The sequence below is a fragment of the Pseudomonas sp. TE4620 genome, assembly GCF_056279045.1.
The window spans coordinates 163,223-182,027 of record NZ_JBWBQO010000001.1; the positions used below are offsets into that span (position 1 = coordinate 163,223).

Annotated in this window: 16 protein-coding genes; 9 read left to right on the forward strand and 7 right to left on the reverse strand. The window is 62.3% G+C overall.

Translation table 11 applies throughout. The features are described 5' to 3' along the window. The first annotated feature begins 122 nt into the window (after window positions 1–122). The 5 genes from ACZ9A3_RS00775 to ACZ9A3_RS00795 all read left to right on the forward strand — a co-directional run bounded on the left by ACZ9A3_RS00775 (window position 123) and on the right by ACZ9A3_RS00795 (window position 8,871). On the forward strand, window positions 123–2,021 hold the full coding sequence (locus ACZ9A3_RS00775) for a DUF1302 domain-containing protein (RefSeq protein ID WP_045196041.1): 1,899 nt from the start codon (window positions 123–125) through the stop codon (window positions 2,019–2,021). Between the two features lie 27 nt (window positions 2,022–2,048). Further along, window positions 2,049–3,413, forward strand: coding sequence for a DUF1329 domain-containing protein (locus ACZ9A3_RS00780; RefSeq protein WP_093388214.1), 1,365 nt, complete (start codon window positions 2,049–2,051; stop codon window positions 3,411–3,413). A gap of 205 nt (window positions 3,414–3,618) precedes the next feature. Continuing rightward, window positions 3,619–6,339 (forward strand): winged helix-turn-helix domain-containing protein, encoded by a 2,721-nt coding sequence (locus ACZ9A3_RS00785; protein WP_213602428.1) that lies wholly within the window; start codon window positions 3,619–3,621, stop codon window positions 6,337–6,339. A 235-nt stretch (window positions 6,340–6,574) separates the two neighbouring features. Continuing rightward, a complete protein-coding gene (locus tag ACZ9A3_RS00790) occupies window positions 6,575–8,182 on the forward strand; it encodes a tetratricopeptide repeat-containing response regulator (protein WP_093387961.1) in 1,608 nt (535 codons plus the stop codon). Next, entirely contained in the window at window positions 8,179–8,871 is a 693-nt protein-coding gene (locus ACZ9A3_RS00795; protein WP_045196047.1) for a sensor histidine kinase, read from the forward strand. Before ACZ9A3_RS00790 ends, ACZ9A3_RS00795 begins: the two co-directional genes overlap by 4 nt. A 68-nt stretch (window positions 8,872–8,939) precedes the next feature. Here the strand turns inward: ACZ9A3_RS00795 and dctM are convergent, their stop codons facing one another. The 3 genes from dctM to dctP form a co-directional block, all read right to left on the reverse strand. Next, window positions 8,940–10,220, reverse strand: coding sequence for a C4-dicarboxylate TRAP transporter large permease protein DctM (gene dctM / locus ACZ9A3_RS00800; RefSeq protein WP_093387964.1), 1,281 nt, complete (start codon window positions 10,218–10,220; stop codon window positions 8,940–8,942). After that, complete coding sequence (locus ACZ9A3_RS00805; RefSeq protein ID WP_476252040.1) at window positions 10,217–10,849, reverse strand: TRAP transporter small permease; 633 nt, start codon at window positions 10,847–10,849, stop codon at window positions 10,217–10,219. Before ACZ9A3_RS00805 ends, dctM begins: the two co-directional genes overlap by 4 nt. A gap of 62 nt (window positions 10,850–10,911) precedes the next feature. After that, a complete protein-coding gene (gene dctP, locus ACZ9A3_RS00810; protein WP_213602426.1) occupies window positions 10,912–11,907 on the reverse strand; it encodes a C4-dicarboxylate TRAP substrate-binding protein DctP in 996 nt (331 codons plus the stop codon). A gap of 233 nt (window positions 11,908–12,140) precedes the next feature. Between dctP and ACZ9A3_RS00815 the strand changes: the two genes are divergently transcribed. Together ACZ9A3_RS00815 and ACZ9A3_RS00820 are read left to right on the forward strand one after the other, a co-directional pair. Next, window positions 12,141–12,785: an MBL fold metallo-hydrolase gene (locus ACZ9A3_RS00815; protein ID WP_093387972.1), complete on the forward strand. Its 645-nt coding sequence runs from the start codon at window positions 12,141–12,143 to the stop codon at window positions 12,783–12,785. A gap of 95 nt (window positions 12,786–12,880) precedes the next feature. Further along, window positions 12,881–13,576 (forward strand): YiaD family glycine zipper/OmpA-like lipoprotein, encoded by a 696-nt coding sequence (locus ACZ9A3_RS00820; RefSeq protein ID WP_045196051.1) that lies wholly within the window; start codon window positions 12,881–12,883, stop codon window positions 13,574–13,576. 56 nt (window positions 13,577–13,632) lie between these two features. On the opposite strand, the gene ACZ9A3_RS00825 is transcribed toward ACZ9A3_RS00820, so the two are convergent. The 4 genes from ACZ9A3_RS00825 to ACZ9A3_RS00840 form a co-directional block, all read right to left on the reverse strand. After that, the gene (locus ACZ9A3_RS00825; protein ID WP_213602424.1) at window positions 13,633–14,217 is read right to left on the reverse strand and encodes a hypothetical protein; all 585 of its coding nucleotides are present in this window, start codon (window positions 14,215–14,217) and stop codon (window positions 13,633–13,635) included. 68 nt (window positions 14,218–14,285) lie between these two features. Further along, window positions 14,286–15,188, reverse strand: coding sequence for an acyltransferase (locus tag ACZ9A3_RS00830; RefSeq protein WP_045196055.1), 903 nt, complete (start codon window positions 15,186–15,188; stop codon window positions 14,286–14,288). A 2-nt stretch (window positions 15,189–15,190) separates the two neighbouring features. Then, window positions 15,191–17,287 carry a phosphate acetyltransferase gene (pta, locus tag ACZ9A3_RS00835; RefSeq protein WP_476252041.1) on the reverse strand — a complete coding sequence of 699 codons (2,097 nt, stop codon included), beginning with the start codon at window positions 17,285–17,287 and terminating at the stop codon, window positions 15,191–15,193. 31 nt (window positions 17,288–17,318) lie between these two features. Beyond that, window positions 17,319–17,657, reverse strand: coding sequence for a DUF3565 domain-containing protein (locus ACZ9A3_RS00840; RefSeq protein ID WP_082075423.1), 339 nt, complete (start codon window positions 17,655–17,657; stop codon window positions 17,319–17,321). Between ACZ9A3_RS00840 and ACZ9A3_RS00845 the strand changes: the two genes are divergently transcribed. Together ACZ9A3_RS00845 and ACZ9A3_RS00850 are read left to right on the forward strand one after the other, a co-directional pair. Further along, window positions 17,626–18,111: an FKBP-type peptidyl-prolyl cis-trans isomerase gene (locus ACZ9A3_RS00845; protein WP_045196060.1), complete on the forward strand. Its 486-nt coding sequence runs from the start codon at window positions 17,626–17,628 to the stop codon at window positions 18,109–18,111. The genes ACZ9A3_RS00840 and ACZ9A3_RS00845 overlap by 32 nt on opposite strands. 155 nt (window positions 18,112–18,266) lie before the next feature. Next, complete coding sequence (locus ACZ9A3_RS00850; RefSeq protein ID WP_213602420.1) at window positions 18,267–18,749, forward strand: glutathione peroxidase; 483 nt, start codon at window positions 18,267–18,269, stop codon at window positions 18,747–18,749. The last annotated feature ends 56 nt before the right edge of the window (window positions 18,750–18,805 follow it).

The window sequence follows — 18,805 nt, forward strand, 5'->3', positions numbered from 1 at the left end:
GGGATCGCACATGCATGTGCCCAGCCACTCGTTTGAGCAAAAAGGTGCGCTCACACCGCTCGAGCGATGCGTTTCTGCAAAGGACTCACTGCCATAAAAATAAAGTACATGGAGTAGCGTCGATGACATCAGCAAATCTGTTCTGGCGCCGGGCGAAACTGCCCCTGGCCGTCAGCCTCGCTTCTACGCTCGCCGGTCCTGCATTCGGCGTCAGTTTCAACATCGGTGAAATCGAAGGCTCGTTCGACTCGTCGCTGTCGGTGGGGGCGAGCTGGTCGACAGCCAGCCCGAACAAGAACCTGATCGGCGTCAACAACGGCGGCAAGGGGTTGTCGCAGACCTCCGATGACGGCCACCTGAACTTCAAGCGCGGTGAGACCTTCTCGAAAATCTTCAAGGGTATCCACGACCTGGAACTCAAGTACGGCGATACCGGGGTATTCGTCCGTGGCAAGTACTGGTACGACTTCGAACTCAAGGATGAGCATCGCGAGTTCAAGGACATCAGCGACACCAACCGCAAAGAGGGCGCCAAGTCGTCCGGCGGGCAGATCCTCGACGCCTTCGTCTACCACAACTACTCGATCGCCGATCAGCCGGGCTCGGTGCGCCTGGGCAAGCAGGTGGTCAGCTGGGGTGAAAGTACCTTCATCGGTAACGGTATCAACTCGATCAACCCGATCGACGTGGCGGCCTTCCGCCGTCCGGGTGCCGAAATCAAGGAAGGCCTGATTCCGGTCAACATGTTCTATGTGTCCCAGAGCCTGACCGACAATCTCTCGGGCGAAGCCTTCTACCAGCTCGAATGGGACCAGACCGTCGTCGACAACTGCGGCACCTTCTTCTCCCAGCCGGACATCATTGCCGACGGCTGTACCGATAACCTGCGCGTACTCAACAGTGCCAACGCGTTGCCAGCGGCCGCCCGCGGCTTCCTCGCAAGCCAGGGTGTGGACGTCAATGGCGAAGGTGTGCGGGTCGCCCGTGGCCCTGACCGCGATGCGCGAGACAGCGGCCAGTTCGGCGTGGCCTTGCGTTACATGTACGACCCGCTGGGCACCGAGTTCGGCGCCTACTTCATGAACTACCACAGCCGTGCGCCGATCTTCAGCGCCCACGGTGCCGATCCGCGGGTCTATGCCGGCCTGGCCGGGCTGCCCGCAGCCTTGCGTCCGTTGGCACCGCTGATCGTCGCCGGCAACTCCAGCTACTTTGTCGAGTACCCGGAAGACATCCGCCTGTACGGCCTGAGCTTCTCCACCACCCTGCCTACCGGCACGGCGTGGAGCGGTGAAATCAGCTACCGGCCAAACGCCCCGGTGCAGCTCAACACCACCGATATCCTGTATGCCGGCGTGCGTCCGATTGGCGGCACCCTGGCCAACGCCTCGCTGCTCAACGGGGTGCCGGGCCAGGACCTGAACGGCTACCGGCGCAAGGAAATCACCCAGTTCCAGACCACCCTGACGCACTTCTTCGACCAGGTCATGGGCGCCAGCCGCCTGACCGTGGTGGGTGAAGTCGGCGTGACCCATGTCGGCGGCCTGGAAAGCGCCCACGATGTGCGTTACGGCCGCGACCCGGTCTACGGCCCAGGCCCGCTGCCGGCAACCCCAGGGGCAGGCAATCTCGATACCTGCTCGGCGATCATCAACACCGGCACCATCAACGGCGCAGGCCCTGGCGCTTCGGACGCCAACCGCAGCCGCAACTGCGAGAACGACGGTTACACCACCAGTACTTCCTGGGGCTACCGCGCGCGCGCCATCTGGGACTACCCGGATGTATTCGCCGGGGTCAACCTCAAGCCGAGCGTGGCCTGGTCCCATGACGTGTCTGGCTACTCGCCAGGCCCTGGCAGCAACTTCGAGGAAGGGCGCAAGGCGATCAGCCTGGGCCTGGATGCCGAGTACCAGAACACCTACACCACCAGCCTGTCGTACACCAACTTCTTCGACGGCAAGTACACCACCGTGGATGACCGCGATTTCATCGCCCTCAGCTTCGGCGTGAACTTCTAAGAATTCGGATTCAGGACGACCATGAAGATGAAAACAACCAAGACTCTGCTGCAAGCCGGTGTACTGGGCCTGTCCCTGTTGGCGACCAGTGTCATGGCGGCGGTTTCCGCCGACGAGGCGGCCAAGCTGGGCGCCAGCCTGACGCCGATGGGTGCTGAAAAGGCCGGTAACGCCGACGGCTCGATCACGGCCTGGAAGCCGCTTGCCAAAAGTGCCGGTAGCGTCGATAGCAAGGGTTTCCTTGCCGACCCTTATGGCAGCGAACAACCGAAGTTCACCATCACCGCGCAGAACGTCGACCAGTACAAGGACAAACTGTCCCCTGGCCAGGTCGCCATGTTCAAGCGCTATCCGGACACCTTCAAGATGCCGGTGTACCCGACCCACCGGGGCGCTACCGTACCGGACGCGGTGTTCGCGGCGATCAAGAAGAACGCCACCAGCACCAACCTGGTTGGCGGCGGCAACGGTCTGGAAAACTTCGACACCGCCGTGCCGTTCCCGATTCCGAAAAGCGGCGTCGAAGTGATCTGGAACCACATCACCCGCTACCGTGGCGGCAGCGTGACTCGCCTGGTGACCCAGGCCACGCCGCAGCAGAACGGCTCGTTCAGCCTGGTGTACTTCCAGGACCAGTTCGTCTTCCGCGACCGGATGAAAGATTACGATCCGGCCAACCCGGGCAACGTGCTGTTCTACTTCAAGCAGAAGGTGACGGCGCCAGCGCGCCTGGCCGGTACCGTACTGCTGGTGCACGAGACCCTCGACCAGGTCAAGGAGCCGCGCAAGGCGTGGGTCTACAACGCCGGCCAGCGCCGGGTACGGGCAGCGCCACAAGTGTCCTACGACGGCCCGGGTACCGCCGCCGACGGCCTGCGCACCTCCGACAACCTGGACATGTACAACGGCGCGCCGGACCGTTACGACTGGAAGCTGGAAGGCAAGAAAGAGCTGTTCATTGCCTCCAACAGCTACAAGCTTGACGATCCCAAGCTCAAGTACGCCGACATCATCAAGGCCGGGCACATCAACCAGGACCTCGCCCGATACGAACTGCGCCGGGTATGGCATGTGGTCGCAACCCTGAAACCGGGCCAGCGCCACATCTACGCCAAGCGTGACTTCTACATCGACGAAGACACCTGGCAAGCGGCGGTGATCGACCAGTACGACGGTCGCAACCAGCTGTGGCGCGTGTCCGAAGCCCACTCCCAGGACTACTACAACGTCCAGGTGCCGTGGTACACCCTGGAAGCCATCTACGACCTGCAGTCCGGTCGCTACCTGGCCCTGGGCATGAAGAACGAGGAAAAGCGAGCCTACGACTTCGGGTTCACTGCCTCCAAGGCTGACTTCCAGCCTGCAGCGCTTCGCCAGGAAGGTGTGCGCTAAGTTTCAAACCTCCGTGTGATCTCCCAGAACGCCCCGGCTTGCCGGGGCGTTTCTGTTTGCGCATCCGTGTCGGCTGAGCCTTGTCGTTTTTTGTTGTAGTCTTTTTTCCGCAAAGCGCGGCAATTGTCTTCAAATGTGCTGTTTAACCCGCTAGTCTGCGCTGATCCGTACTGCCGACGATTCCCTAACTAAAAACGAGCCGGCCATGACTGATCTGTCCCGTACGCAAGGGTTCGCCAGCCAGGCCATGAGCGTCCTGGAGGGCCGTTTCTTTCGCCCGCCGCTGCCCGAAGGCCATGTGCCGCGGGCGCGCTTGTGTCAGCGTTTGCAGGCGGGGCTCGGCGGGCGCTTGCTGCTGGTCAATGCACCGGCAGGTTTCGGTAAAAGTTCGTTGGCGGTGGAGTTCTGCCAGGGCCTGCCCAACCACTGGAGCAGCCTCTGGCTGGGTTTGAGCCGGCGCGACAACGACCCCGGGCGCTTCCTCGAGCGCCTGCTCGAAGGCTTGCAGCAATACTGCCCGGCCCTCGGCGGCCAGGCCCTGGGCCTGCTGAAGATGCGCCAGCGGCACCAGCCGTTTGCCTTCGAAGAGTGGCTCGACGGCCTGCTCGATGAACTGGCCCGTCACCTGCAGCCACACAACCCCTTGCTACTGGTGCTCGACGACTACCACCTGGCCCAGGGGCCGGTGCTTGACCGCTGCCTGCAGTTTTTCCTCAATCACCTGCCGCCCGGCCTGGTGTTGCTGGTCACCAGCCGCCAGCGGCCGGACTGGCACCTGGCGCGCCTGCGTCTGTCGCGCCAGTTGCTTGAACTCAACGAGCAGGACCTGCGCCTGACCACCGATGAGTCCCTCGCCGTGCTGGGCCAGCAACCGACGGTGTTGCGCGGCCAGGCGCTGGACAACCTGATCCAGCGCAGCGATGGCTGGGTCGCCGGCTTGCGTTTCTGGCTGCTGGCGGCCAACGAGGCCGGTGCCGACAGCGCCTTGCCCCAGGCCCTGCACGGTGGCGAGGGGCTGATTCGCGACTACCTGCTCGAAGAAGTCATCGAGATGCTGCCCGCCGAAGTGCAAGGCTTTCTCTACGACACCGCCTGCCAGGAGCGCTTTTGCGCCGAGCTTTGCGATGCCCTGCGCGAAAGCCACGACAGCGCCGAGATTCTCCGTTACCTGCAGGCTCACCAGGTGTTCCTGGTGCCGCTGGACGAACATGGGCGGTGGTTTCGCTATCACCATTTGTTCTCCGACCTGCTGCGTACCCGCCAGGCCAGCCTGCCGCTGTCGAGCCTGCATTTGCGTGCCTGTCGCTGGTTCCATGGCCAGGGCCTGCTCGATGAAGCCGTTGAGCAGGCCTTGCGCGCCGGCCACCTGGACGTGGCCGCCAACCTGGTGCAGAACCTCTCCGAAGAGCAACTGCTGGCCGAGCAGAACGTCGGCATGCTGCTGCGCTGGAAGATGGACCTGCCCGACAGCCTGCTGATCAGCACACCGCGGTTGATCGTGCTGTACAGCTGGGCCCTGGGCCTGGCCGGGCAGCTGGATGCCGCCGAAGAACTGGCCAGCCACCTGAGCCGTTTCTTGCCGGCGCCTTCGGCCACCGCACAGAAATCCATGCTCGCTCAGTGGCTGGCGCTCAGCGGGGTGATCGCCCGTGGTCGCGGCGACCGCCAGCGTACCCTCGAATATTGCTCCGAAGCGCTGCACAGCTTGCCGTTCAAGCGTTACGGGCAGCGCCTGGTGTGCCTCTCGACGTTGTCCAACCTGGCCATCGCCGATGCCGATTTCTGGCGTGCCCGTGGCTGGAATCGCGAAGCACTGGAGCTGGCCCAGCGGGTCGGCAACCCGTTGTTCGAAGCCCTGGCCCATTACGACCGGGCACGGGTGCTGCACGCCCGTGGCGAGGTGTTGCGCGCCCTCGATGAAGTGCGCCAGGGCCTGCAGCGCCTGCAGGGTTTGTCGGCGCAACGGTTGTACGCGGCGCGGGCACGCCTGACCCTGTACGAAGGCTACCTGCTGGCGGCCCGGCTGCAACCGGAGGCCGGCCGCAGTCGCCTGCGGGCCGGGTTGATCGAGGCGCGCGCCTGTCGCGATATCAGCGTACTGATCGGCCACTGCGTGATCGCTTCGCTCGATGGCCGTGAAGGGCGCTTTGCCGAAGCCTTTGCCGAGCTTGCTGAAGCCGAACGGCTGATGCACATCTGGGACGTGCCGCCGATTTTCTATCTGGCGATGATCACCCTGGTCAAATGCGAGCTGTGGCTGGCCCAGGGGCGCACCGACCTGGCCGAATCCTGGCTGCTGCGCCTGGGCCAGACCTACGGGGGCGAGCAGGCGGCGGCCGCCCCGGAGTTCCACCCGTTGCTGCCGCTGCATATCGAATTGCAGCAGGCCTTGCTCGAACGCACCCAGGGCCGCCTGGAACAGGCCGCAAGGCGCTTGCAGGCACTGGTGGAGCGCGGCCAGGCCAGTGGCGGGCAGATGCTTTGCGTTACTGCGCTGTGCCAGTGGACGTTGCTGCTGCTGGCCAACAACAACGAAGCCCAGGCGCGCGGCCTGCTGGCGCTGGCGCTCGATTCCGCGCGCGGCGGCGTCCTGCAGCCGTTCCAGCGGCTGTTGCAGGATCACCCGCAATGGCTGCGCGAGCAGTTGCTGCTGCAACCCCAGGGGCCTGCGCAAAGCAGCTTGCTGGCGCTGTTGCCCGCGCTTGAATCGACTGAAGCGGGCGGTAGCGGCGAGGCCTTGAGCGCCCGGGAAATGGCTGTGCTCGAACTGATCGCCCAGGGCTGCTCGAACCAGGAAATCAGCGAGCGCCTGTTCATCTCTCTGCACACGGTGAAAACCCACGCCAGCCATATCAACAGCAAGCTCGGCGTCGAGCGACGCACCCAGGCGGTGGCCCGGGCCAAGGCATTAGGCATGCTGCACTAGTTTTGACTCGGCGGTGAACATCCTCGATGATGGCGCAATGCCATTATTTGTTCCGTTGCTGGTACTTGCGTCCAGCAAATATGCGCTCTGTACGCCTCAAGCTATCGCCCTGTGTGGCCGATACTCTGCGAGTGCGGCCCGATTAAGCGCCGCAGCGAATCTACCCGCGAAGCCGAGCCTGTCCGTGAAGGTGTCTCTGCGTCTATTTTTTTATTTGCCATGACAGGTTTCGTGGATGCAGGTCTACAGCCAAAAAAGCTTTCTGATCGTCGATGATTTCTCCGATTTTCGCAGTTCGGCCCGCTCGATGCTGCGCGAGCTTGGTGTGCGTGATGTCGATACCGCCGACAGCGGCGAACAGGCGCTGCGCATGTGTGCGCAAAAACGCTATGACTTCATTCTTCAGGATTTCCACCTGGGTGATGGCAAGAAGAATGGCCAGCAGGTGCTCGAAGACCTGATCCTCGACAAGCTGATCAGCCATGAGTGCGTGTTCCTCATGGTCACCGCCGAAAGCAGCCAGGCGATTGTCCTCAGTGCCCTGGAGCATGAGCCCGACGCTTACCTGACCAAGCCGTTCAACCGCATCGGCCTGGCCCAGCGCCTGGAAAAACTGGTGCAGCGCAAGACCCTGCTCAAGCCGATCCTCCAGGCCCTGGACCGCGGCCGCCCGGCCGAGGTGCTGGCGGCCTGCGCCGAGCTGTGCAAGAAGGACCCGCGCTTCGCCCCGCTGTGCCTGCGCTACCGCGCCGATGCTCTGCGCGACCTGAACCGCTTCGATGAGCTGGAAAAATTCCTCACCACCATCATCGCCAGCCGGGCCACGCCCTGGGCCTATGCCGCCCTTGGCGGCCTGCTGTACAAGCGCAACCAGCTGGCCCAGGCCCAGGGTGTGTACGAGCAGGCGCTCAAGGCCTTCCCGATGATGCCCGGCCTGTACGACGGCCTGGCCGAAGTGCTGGTGGCCCAGGGCGAAAGCAAGCGTGCCCAGGGTGTGCTGGAAGAGGCCGTGCGCCTCTCGCCCTTGGCCGTGCGCCGGCAGATGATGCTGGGCAAGCTGGCCCTGAGCAACGATGACTACGACACTTCGTCCAAGGCCTACCGGCATGCGGTCAACCAGGGCCAGAGCTCGCGCTACAAAGACCCGGAAAGCAACCTCGGGCTGGTCCAGGCATTGATGAACAAGAACGCCGGCAACGGCCTGGATGCGCGCACCCGGGTCGAGATCAACACGGTGCTCAGCGAAGTGGCCAAGGAGAACGTCGAAGACCAGGGCCTGCAGGTGCGTGCGCGGCTGATGAAAGCCGCCAGCCTGCAGCAGGCCGGCGACGCCGAAACCGCCGCCAAGCTGACCGAGCAGGCCATGGCCCGGCTAGAGAAGATGGACCAGTTTTTCTCGGTCGAGGCGGCGCTGGTGGTGGCTACGCAATTGCAGAAACTCGGCCAGGAATCTGCCGGTACCGCGATTCTCAAGGGCTGCGTGGAAACCTACGGTGACGACCCTAAAGTCATGCAGAGCGTGGCGCAACTGACCGATGACCCGAGCGTGCTCGGCGCGGTGACCGAAGCGGTCGACCTCAACCGCCAGGGCGTGCGCAGCTACCAGGCCGGCCAGCTCAGCGAAGCCCTGGCGCAGTTCCGCCGGGCACTGACGCTGCAGCCGAAGAACATCAGTATCGCCCTCAACACCGCCCAGGCGCTGTTGCGCATCGGTGGCGAGACACCGCCACCGGCGATCATGGACGAATGCCGCGCGTGCCTGGGCAGCGTCACCGGCATCCCGAAAAGCGATAACCGTTATGATCGCTACCGCAAACTGCACATCCGGGCTTTCGGCGCATGAACCAGGACAATCAGGGGCTGGATTTCTCGACGGTGATCGCCTCCACCGTGCACGACATGAAAAACTCCCTCGCCGCCTTGACCCAGGCCCACAGCCAGTGGCTGGCGCGCCTGCCCGAGGCCCTGCGCAGCGGCAGCGAGCAGGGGGTGATGGAGCACGAGTTCAGCCACCTCAACGGCATGCTGGTGCAGTTGCTGGGGCTGTACAAACTGGGCGTCAACCAATTGCCCATGTGCCCCGACTACCACGAGCTCGACGACTTCATCGAAGCCCAGCTGGCGGCCCAGCAGAACCTGCTGCAGCATCGCGACATCCTCGCCAGCTGGCGCATCGAAACCGCCAGCCCGCTGGGCTTTTTCGACCGTGAACTGGTCGGTTCGGTGGTCGCCAACATCCTCAACAACGCCATTCGCTACGCTGGCCACACCTTGCTGATCAGCGTCAATGACGAGGGCGAGCAACTGGTGCTGAGCATCAACGATGACGGCCCGGGCTTCCCGGCGCGCATGCTCGAGCGCCAGCAGGAATATGTGCAGGGTATCGATGGCCAGAGCGGCAGTACCGGCCTGGGTTTGTACTTTGCCGCACGGATTGCCGGCCTGCATGAGCGCAACGGGGTCAAAGGGCGGATCGAGATTGCCAACGGCGGGGTCCTGGGCGGCGGACTGTTCAGGCTTTACCTGCCTTGATCAACAGTGCCTGGGCAAACCTGAGGCAATGAGCTGCGACCGCCATTTGGCGGTCACAGCCCTGATGCTCACATACCAAGCAGATCAGGAAGCACCAGCGAGATCCAGGGCACATAGGTGACCAGAATCAGGAAGCCGACCAATAACGTCAGCCAAGGCATTGCCGCGCGCACGGTTGCCGTCAGCGGCATTCCGGTTACCGCCGAGGTGACGAACAGGTTCAGGCCGACCGGCGGGGTGATCAAGCCGATCTCCAGATTGACCACCATGATGATGCCCAGGTGAATCGGGTCGATGCCCAGTTTCATAGCGATCGGGAACAGGATCGGGGCCAGGATCAGGATGATCGCCGATGGCTCCATGAAGGCACCGGCCACCAGCAGCACGATGTTCACCACCAGCAAGAACGTCACCGGCGTCAGCCCGGCTTCGATTACCCAGGTGGTGATTTGTTGCGGTAGCTGTTCGGTGGTCAGGACGTGGGCGAAGAGCATCGCGTTGGCAATGATGAACATCAGCATGATGCTCAGTTTTGCCGACTCCAGCAGCACCTTGGGCGCTTCCTTGAACGACATGTCACGGTACACGAACAAGGCGATGAAGGCCGAGTACACCGCAGCGACCGCCGCCGCCTCAGTCGGGGTGAACATACCGCTGTAGATGCCGCCGAGGATGATCACCATCAGCAACAGACCCCAGACGGCCTTGCGGGCGGCACTGAGCCATTCCCTGAAAGTGGCACGGGGCAGGGCTGGCAGGTTCTTTTTCACCGCCACGATGTAGATGGCGATCATCAGGATCAAGCCCAGCATCAAGCCTGGTACTACGCCGGCCATGAACAGTTTGCCTACCGAGGTTTCGGTGGCGGCGGCATACACCACCATCACGATCGACGGTGGGATGAGGATACCCAGGGTGCCGGCGTTGCAGATGATGCCGGCGCCGAAGGCTTGTGGATAACCGGACCGAACCATCCCGGCAATCGCAATCGAGCCGACTGCAGCCACGGTTGCCGGGCTAGAACCTGACAGTGCGGCGAACAGTACGCAGGCCAATACGGCGGCAATCGCCAGACCTCCGCGAATGTGTCCGACACAGGTATTGGCAAAGTCAATCAGGCGCCGAGCCACGCCACCGGTGGTCATGAACGCCCCGGCCAGGAGAAAGAACGGAATTGCCAGCAAGGTGTAGTGTTCCGAGGTCTCGAACAACTTGATCGCCAGCGAGCGAACCGAGTCCTGGCTGAACAGCATGATAGTCAGCGAGCCGGAGAGCCCCAGGGAAATGGCAATGGGGACGCCGATGAACATCAGGGCGAAGAGGGTGACGAAGAGAAAGAGGATGGTCATCGCTTGTCGTCCTCATGCTCGGCCAGTTTCAGCGCATCCGCCGCTTCGTCGGCCAACCCCAAACCGGTCTGGCGGTGCTGGAGTATTCGTACCATGATTTCGGTGAAACGGATGAACACCAGGGCAAAGCCCACCGGTACGATCAGGCCAACTTGCCACTGCATGATGCCGAAGTGACCCAGGTCCTCGGCGCCAATACCGGCATTGAACAGGGTTTGAATCCACTCGAAACTGGCGATGCTCAGCAAGCCGGCATAACCGAGGCAGCACAGACAGGCAAGCATGCCGAGTAGCCGTTGAACCGGCTTGCTGGCCAGTTTTACCAAGGCGTCGACACCAATGTGCCCGGCCACGCGAACGCCATAGGACAGGCCGAAAAAAATCAGCCAGCCGAACAGCGCCTTGGTCAGGGCATTGCTCCAGGTCATCGACTGGGCGGCGTCCATCACATGGTCGCCTATGCCGTTGAACAGGTCGGCCGCACCGGGCCAGCGCTCGGCAAGGCTGTAGAACAGGGTGTAGAGGTTGTTGAGGATGACGTAGACGAAGGTCACCAAGGTCATGGCGGCCAGGAGGAAGACGATAAAGCCCTCCTCGAAATGCTCCCAGATACGCCGTAAGGCATTCATGCGTATTCTCCGATGTGTAGCGGACACAGCTGCCGCCGTGGCGGCGGCAACTGTCTGCGGGCTTACTGCGCCTGGTTGGCCGCCTCGGCTGCCTGGATCAGCTCGGCACCGATTTCACCTTCGAATTTTTTCCACACCGGCTTCATCGCCGTTCGCCATTGCTCGCGTTGCTCAGGCGTGAGCGTAATGATCTCGGTGGTCTTGGCCGCAATGATGCGTTCCTTGTCGCCCTGGTTGAGCGCCTCGGCTTCTTTGTTCACGTGCTGGGTGACTTCGCTGATGATTTTCTCAAGCTCTGGCTTCACATCGGCTGGCAGGCCGTTCCAGAACTTGGTGTTGGTGATCAGCATGTAGTCGAGCACGCCATGATTGGACTCGGTGATGTACTTTTGCACTTCGTGCATTTTCTGGCTGTAGATGTTCGAGTAGGGGTTTTCCGCACCATTGACCACACCGGTCTGCAAGCCCTGGTAGACCTCGGCAAAACTCATTTTGCGCGGGTTGGCACGCACCGCCTTGAACTGCTCTTCCAGCACTGCCGAAGCCTGCACGCGGAATTTCAGACCGCGGGCATCTGCGGGAACGTGCAAGGCCTTGTTGGCCGACAATTGCTTCATACCGTTGTGCCAATAAGCCAGGCCGGTGATGTTCTTGTCCTCCATGGACTTGAGCAGGCCCTGGCCGGCGGGGCTCATCTGAAAGCGGTCCACGGCGTGGATGTCGTTGAACAGGAAGGGCAGGTCAAACAGTTGAACCTTCTTGGTGTACTGCTCGAATTTGGCCAGCGACGGCGCAATGATCTGTACATCGCCCAGCAGCAGTGCCTCCATTTCCTTGCCATCACCGAACAGCGACGAGTTGGGGTAGACATCGACCTTGACCTTGCCTGGCAGGCGCTCTTCCACCAGCTTCTTGAACATGATTGCGCCCTGGCCCTTGGGCGTTGAGTCGGCAACAACATGGGAAAACTTGATGGTAATCGGGTCAGCGGCCTGGGCCCAGCCAGCGGCCGAAAGGGTCAGCGCACAAACCAGTACCTTGAGTGAGGGAGTGAACATCCTGATTCTTCCTTTTTTTGTTGTAATGCTGCACTTTGCGCTGACGCGCGCAGGCAGGTTGACCCCGGCAAGTCTAGGTGGCTATTCAGAGATTGCTTTGTGCAAGATCAATGTCTGGTGAACTGCAAGGCACCTGTGCGTCTGCCAGGTCGATGGCCGGGGCTGGCCAACAGGCAGAAATGAGGTTAAGAAGTGGCATCGCTTCAGTGCCCCCACTATTTTCCGGTAACCCCATGCACGTTGCTCAACCCCAGCTAATCCGCGAAACCTTCCCCGTCGGCCCGCTGCAGTGCAATTGCACGATCATCGGCGACCCGATCAGCAAAAAGGCCATCGTCGTCGACCCGGGCGGCAACCCTGAGCAGATCCTCGCCCGCCTTGATGCCCATGGCCTCAAGGTGGTGAGCATCATCCATACCCACGCGCACCTGGATCACTTCCTCGCCTCCGGGCAGTTGAAGGAGATGACCGGCGCCACCTTGCACCTGCACAAGGACGACCAGTTCCTCTGGGACAACCTGGAAATGCAGTGCCAGATGTTCGGCGTGCCCTACACCCCGGTTCCGCCGCCGGACCGCTGGCTGGCCGACGACGAAGAGCTGGCCTGCGGCTGTGGCGTGGCCTTGCACACGCCGGGGCACACACCGGGCTCGATGAGCTTCTGGTTCGCCGAGGCCAAGCTGTTGATTGCAGGCGATACGCTTTTTCGTCGTGGGATTGGTCGCACCGATTTGTGGGGTGGCGATCAGGCGACTATCGTTCGTTCCATCAAGCAGCGCCTGTACAGCCTGGATGAAGAGGCTACGGTGGTCACCGGCCATGGCCCGGACACCCGCCTGGGGGATGAGATGCGCCAGAACCCGTTTGTGCGCGCCTGAGATTCCAGGGAATTTTTCTGCTTTGCTGCAATCCAAGGCTGGCATAGATCCGAATCAGATCCGCTGCACTTTCGAATTACAGTAGGAGCTTGTCCATGTTCACCATGCGTCGTTTGATTATCGTCGCTACCGCTGCCGCGCTGATGTCCGGGTGCGCCAGCCCCAACCCGTATGACAGCCAGGGTCAGGCGCAGCAGGGTTCCACAGGGATGAGCAAAACCGCCAAGTATGGCGGCCTGGGTGCGCTGGCCGGTGCCATCGCGGGCGCCGCCATCGACCATAACAACCGCGGCAAGGGTGCGCTGATCGGCGCTGCCGCCGTCGGTGCTGCCGCAGCAGGTTATGGCTACTACGCCGACAAACAGGAAGCCGAATTGCGTGCAAGCATGGCCAACACCGGTGTCGAGGTGCAGCGCCAGGGCGACCAGATCAAACTGATCATGCCGGGTAACATCACCTTTGCCACCGACTCGGCCAACATCGCGCCGAGCTTCTACTCGCCGCTGAACAACCTGGCAAACTCCTTCAAGCAGTTCAACCAGAACACCATTGAAGTGGTCGGCTACACCGACAGCACCGGCAGCCGCCAGCACAACATGGACCTGTCCCAGCGTCGTGCACAATCGGTGGTTACCTACCTGACTTCCCAGGGCGTCGATGGCAGCCGCGTCAGCGCCCGCGGCCTGGGCCCGGACCAGCCGATCGCCAGCAACGCCGACGCCAACGGCCGCGCGCAGAACCGTCGGGTAGAGGTCAACCTCAAGCCGATTCCCGGGCAGCAGTATCAGTAAGTCGCAAGATGTGAAGAAGGGGAGCCTGGCTCCCCTTTTTTGTGCCTGCGAATTTCTCAGCTTGGGCTTTTGGTGGTGACTTTCAGCACATCGGTAAACACGATGACCACAGACTGGCCGACCTCGAGATTCTTCATGCGCTCCTGAAGTTCAGGGTCTTCGACTTTCACGACCCTTTGCGGGCCTTCAGGCGGCATCAGCGTGACTTCGTGGGTTTTCAGGTCGATCTTGGTGATCTTCGAGGTGACCTTGATCTGCCGGAATGCCTCACCACCCGGGTTGGGGTTGTCCTTGGTGGCACGGATGACGCCAGCGTCCTTGCTGATGCCCGGGGCCTTGCTAAGGTCGGTTTCGAGCACGGTAGCAACCGAGCGGTTGACGGTGATGTTGACCAGGTCGCCGACCTTGAGGTTATGCAGGTCCTTGGCCTGTTCGCTCAGCTGGATCGGCACCTCGGAGTTCTTAGGGCCAGCCACTGTAACGATGCGCTTGGTCTGGTCGATGGCAAGGACTTTGGTATCCACCATATCTTGTGTAGCGACAGCGTCGATCAGGATGTCTTCTGCCTGCACCGTGAAACTGGCTGCAGACAGAAGCGAAACGACAGCAACAGCATGGGCGAAGCGGCGCAGCGGTTTCATAGGCTTACGTTCCTTGTGATTGCTAGTGAAATCATCGTAGGAAGTGAGCATAGATGCTGTCTGGCAAATTACCCGTCGGCGTTTTGTCGCAGCCGTTCCAGCAAGGCGTCCTTGTCGCTCCACAGCTGGTTGATCCATTGCTGGAAAGCCAGGCGGTAGGTTTCATCCTGGTCGTAGTTCCTGCCCAGGAACTCGGCCGGAATCGCCAGCTCCTCGAAGTGCACGACAATGTGCCTGACCCGCCCGCACAACAAGTCCCAGAACCCTGGCGCACCGTTCGGATAATGAATGGTGACATTGACGATCGACTGCAATTGCTCGCCCATGGCATCAAGCACAAAGGCAATGCCGCCGGCCTTGGGCTTGAGCAGGTGCTTGAACGGTGACTGCTGCTGGCGATGCTTGGCTGCGGTGAAGCGCGTGCCTTCGGCGAAGTTGAAGATCGCCGTCGGCTTGCCGCGGAATTTGGCGCAGGTGCGGCGAGTGGTTTCCAGGTCCTTGCCGGCCTTTTCCGGGTGCTTGGCCAGGTACGCCTTGGAATAGCGCTTCATGAACGGGAAGCCCAGCGCCCACCAGGCCAGGCCAATCACCGGCACCCAGATCAGCACCTGCTTGAGGAAGAACTTCAGCGGGCGGATACGCCGATTGAGCACGTATTGCAGCACCAGGATATCGACCCAGCTCTGGTGGTTACTGGTGACCAGGTAGCTGTGCTGGTAGTCCAGCCCGGCCAGGCCCTCGACCTGCCAGCGGGCCTTGCCCAGCAGGTTGATCCAGGCATTGTTGTTGCTGATCCAGGCCTCGTGAATGTGGCGCATCAGTTCATCGGTGAGGCGCTGCGCCGCGGCGAACGGCAGCAACAGCTTGAACAGGCTGACGATGAACAGCGGGGTGCAGCAGACGATGGTGTTGAGCCCCAGCAGCAGCGAGGCGATAACCCCGCGCAGTGGCGCGGGTAGCAATCCGAGCATGTTCAACTATCCAGTGAGCGGTTGGCCTGAATGGCGGTCAGGGCGATGGTGTAGACGATGTCGTCGACCTGGGCGCCGCGCGGCAGGTCGTTGACCGGCTTGCGCAGGCCTTGCAGCATCGGCCCCAGGCTGACGCAATCGGCGCTGCGCTGGACGGCCTTGTGGGTGGTGTTGCCGGTGTTCAGGTCGGGGAACACGAATACCGTGGCGCGGCCAGCCACCTGGCTGTTGGGCGCCAGTTGCCGGGCGATCTCCAGGTTGGCGGCGGCATCGTATTGCAACGGGCCGTCGATCAGCAGGCCGCGCTGGGTTTCCTGGGCCAGCAGGGTGGCTTCGCGGACCTTCTCGACCTCTTCGCCAGTGGCCGAATCACCGCTGGAGTAGCTGATCATCGCCACCCGCGGGGCAATGCCGAAGGCTGCGGCGGAATCGGCGCTCTGCAGGGCGATTTCCGCCAGTTCATTGGCCGTCGGGTGCGGGTTCATCACGCAGTCGCCGTACACCAGCACCTGCTCGGGAAAAAGCATGAAGAACACCGATGACACCAGGCTGCAGCCGGGGGCGGTCTTGATCAGTTGCAGGGCCGGGCGGATGGTGTTGGCGGTGGAGTGCACCAGGCCCGAGACCAGGCCGTCGACCTCGTCCAGGGCGAGCATCATGGTGCCGATCACCACCGGGTCTTCCAGTTGTTGCTCGGCCATCGGTGCATTGAGGCTTTTGCTCTTGCGCAGGCTGACCATTGGCTCGACGTAGCGCTCGCGGATCAGGTCCGGGTCAAGAATCTCCAGGCCCTCGGGCAAGGTGATGCCCTGGGCGCGGGCCACGACCTGGACGTCGTCGGGCTTGGCCAGTAACACGCAGCGGGCGATGCCGCGAGCCTGGCAGATGGCGGCGGCCTGCACGGTCATCGGTTCTGCGCCTTCGGGCAGGACGATGCGTTTGTTGGCCTGCTGGGCGCGCTGGATCAACTGGTAGCGAAACACCGCTGGTGACAGGCGCAGTTCGCGCGGGGTGCCGCAGCGCTGGTGCAGCCAGTCGGCGTCCAGGTAGCTGGCGACGAAATCGGTGATCAGCTCGGCGCGCTCACGGTCATCCACCGGGATTTCCTTGTTCAGGCCATTGAGCTGGTTGGCGGTGTCGTAGGAGCCGGTGCTCACCGAGAGGATCGGCAAGCCGGCCAGCAGCGCGCCCTGGCACAGTTCGAGGATGCGCGGGTCGGGCTTGCTGTCGCTGGTCAGCAGCAGGCCGGCCAGCGGTACGCCGTTGATCGCCGCCAGGCTCACGGCGAGGATGATGTCGTCGCGATCACCCGGGGTCACCACCAGGGTGCCGGGCTTGAGCAGCGGCACGGTGTTGGCCACGGTCCGGGCACAGATGATGATCTTGTTCATGCGCCGGGTTTCGTAGTCACCGGCGTTGAGCACCTGGGCACCGAGCAGCTCGGCGACGTCGCGGGTGCGCGGGTCGTTGAGGCCGGCCTGGAACGGGATGCAGCCGAGCAGGCGGAAGTCGCCGCCACGCAGCAGCGGCGAATGCTCGGTCAGGCGCGCGGCGAAGGCGTTCATGTCTTCGTCGGTGCGCACCTTGTTGAGGATCACCCCAAGCACTTTCGGGTCGCGCGGGCCGCCGAACAACTGGGCCTGCAGCTCGACGCGCCCGGACAGCTCGGTGAGCACTTCGTTTTCCGGCGCCGAGACCAGGATCACCTCGGCATCCAGGCTCTTGGCCAGGTGCAGGTTGACCCGCGCGGCGTAGCTGGCGTGGCGGGTCGGGACCATGCCTTCGACCACTACCACGTCCTTGCCGACGCAGGCCTGCTGGTACAGGGTGATGATCTCCTCGAGCAGTTCATCCAGCTGGCCATCGCCGAGCATGCGCTCGACATGGGCCAGGCTCAGCGGCTGGGGCGGCTTCAGGCCATGGGTGCGGGCAACCAGTTCGGTGGAGCGCTCCGGGCCGGTATCGCCCGGGTGCGGCTGGGCGATCGGCTTGAAGAAGCCGACCTTGAGGCCGGCGCGCTCCAGGGTGCGCACCAGGCCCAGGCTGATCGAAGTCAGGCCGACACCAAAGTCGGTCGGCGCGATAAAAAATGTCTGCATGCGAGCTTCTCGAAATGAGCTGTGCAAAGAATCAATTGCCAAGGGTAGCGCTATCGGCCCCCTGAGCGCACCAGCCACAGGCAAATGCCTGGCCGATGCGTTGCTGGCGTTGCTCGGGGTCGAGCACCCAGCTGCGTGATTGCCAGGGCGGCTGATGGCGCAGGTGCTGGGTGTGTCCGCACGACAGCTCGACCACCCAGTGGCCGTCCTCGTCCTGATGGAAACCCAGCACCTGGCTGAAGTATCCGGCAACCCGTTTGTCCGGGTTGCGTTCGCTTTCAGGCGATGCCTTGGTTACACTTGTTCGTTCTACATTCTTATGCAAAAGGTCTCGCCCCATGCTGATCGCCGCCAACAAGGCTGTCTCCATCGACTATACCCTCACCAACGACGCTGGTGAGGTCATCGACAGCTCCGCCGGCGGCGCTCCGCTGGTCTACCTGCATGGCGCAGGCAACATCATCCCGGGCCTGGAAAAAGCCCTGGAAGGCAAAACCACCGGTGACGAGCTGGACGTTGCCGTCGAGCCGGAAGACGCCTACGGCGAATACCTGGCCGAGCTGGTCAGCACCCTGAACCGCAGCATGTTCGAAGGTGTCGACGAGCTGGAAGTGGGCATGCAGTTCCACGCTTCGGCGCCGGATGGCCAGATGCAGATCGTCACCATTCGCGACCTGGACGGCGACGACGTCACCGTTGATGGCAACCACCCACTGGCTGGCCAGCGCCTGAACTTCAAGGTCAAGGTCGTCGATGTTCGTGATGCCAGCGAAGAAGAAATCGCTCATCGCCACATCCATGGCGAAGGTGGCCATCACCACTGATTTTCTGCGCTAAGCTCAGAGAGTCGCGAAGGCGCCCGGGCAAGTCCGTCGCACTCCAGCAGGGGAAGACGGCTTGGCAGGGCGCCTTTTTAATGGGCTGGTTTTATTGAGTGCAGCCCGCAGCGACAACCGGGATCTGGAAAGGGGAGTACGTCATGAGTGCATTTCACGACCTGAAGTTGCAGGCACTGGATGGCCAGGAGTTGCCTCTGGCGCCGTTCAAGGGCCAGGTGGTGCTGGTGGTCAATGTCGCCTCCAAGTGTGGCCTGACCCCGCAGTACGCGGCGCTGGAAAACCTCTATCAGCAGTACAAGGGCAAAGGCTTCAGCGTACTGGGCCTGCCGTGCAACCAGTTTGCCGGGCAGGAGCCGGGCACTGAAGAAGAAATCCAGAAGTTCTGCAGCCTGAATTACGGCGTGACCTTTCCGTTGGGCAGCAAGCTGGAGGTCAATGGTCATGACCGCCATCAGTTGTACCGTTTGCTGGCCGGTGAAGGTGCCGAGTTCCCTGGCGATATCACCTGGAATTTCGAGAAGTTTCTGGTTGGCAAGGACGGCCGGGTATTGGCGCGCTTCTCGCCGCGTACCGCGCCGGATGATCCGGTGGTGGTGCAGGCGATCGAGAAGGCCTTGGCCTGATCGGTTGATCGCGGGGCTAGCCCCGCGATGCTGTTTAATCACCCAGATCAATAGTA

Excerpts from the sequence above, each read along its gene's own strand:
- ACZ9A3_RS00775 (WP_045196041.1), top strand. The coding sequence starts at position 123 with ATGACATCAGCAAATCTGTTCTGGCGCCGGGCGAAACTGCCCCTGGCC.
- ACZ9A3_RS00780 (WP_093388214.1), top strand. The coding sequence starts at position 2,049 with ATGAAAACAACCAAGACTCTGCTGCAAGCCGGTGTACTGGGCCTGTCC.
- ACZ9A3_RS00785 (WP_213602428.1), top strand. The coding sequence starts at position 3,619 with ATGACTGATCTGTCCCGTACGCAAGGGTTCGCCAGCCAGGCCATGAGC.
- ACZ9A3_RS00790 (WP_093387961.1), top strand. The coding sequence starts at position 6,575 with ATGCAGGTCTACAGCCAAAAAAGCTTTCTGATCGTCGATGATTTCTCC.
- ACZ9A3_RS00795 (WP_045196047.1), top strand. The coding sequence starts at position 8,179 with ATGAACCAGGACAATCAGGGGCTGGATTTCTCGACGGTGATCGCCTCC.
- dctM (WP_093387964.1), bottom strand. The coding sequence starts at position 10,220 with ATGACCATCCTCTTTCTCTTCGTCACCCTCTTCGCCCTGATGTTCATC.
- ACZ9A3_RS00805 (WP_476252040.1), bottom strand. The coding sequence starts at position 10,849 with ATGAATGCCTTACGGCGTATCTGGGAGCATTTCGAGGAGGGCTTTATC.
- dctP (WP_213602426.1), bottom strand. The coding sequence starts at position 11,907 with ATGTTCACTCCCTCACTCAAGGTACTGGTTTGTGCGCTGACCCTTTCG.
- ACZ9A3_RS00815 (WP_093387972.1), top strand. The coding sequence starts at position 12,141 with ATGCACGTTGCTCAACCCCAGCTAATCCGCGAAACCTTCCCCGTCGGC.
- ACZ9A3_RS00820 (WP_045196051.1), top strand. The coding sequence starts at position 12,881 with ATGTTCACCATGCGTCGTTTGATTATCGTCGCTACCGCTGCCGCGCTG.
- ACZ9A3_RS00825 (WP_213602424.1), bottom strand. The coding sequence starts at position 14,217 with ATGAAACCGCTGCGCCGCTTCGCCCATGCTGTTGCTGTCGTTTCGCTT.
- ACZ9A3_RS00830 (WP_045196055.1), bottom strand. The coding sequence starts at position 15,188 with ATGCTCGGATTGCTACCCGCGCCACTGCGCGGGGTTATCGCCTCGCTG.
- pta (WP_476252041.1), bottom strand. The coding sequence starts at position 17,287 with ATGCAGACATTTTTTATCGCGCCGACCGACTTTGGTGTCGGCCTGACT.
- ACZ9A3_RS00845 (WP_045196060.1), top strand. The coding sequence starts at position 17,626 with ATGCTGATCGCCGCCAACAAGGCTGTCTCCATCGACTATACCCTCACC.
- ACZ9A3_RS00840 (WP_082075423.1), bottom strand. The coding sequence starts at position 17,657 with ATGGAGACAGCCTTGTTGGCGGCGATCAGCATGGGGCGAGACCTTTTG.
- ACZ9A3_RS00850 (WP_213602420.1), top strand. The coding sequence starts at position 18,267 with ATGAGTGCATTTCACGACCTGAAGTTGCAGGCACTGGATGGCCAGGAG.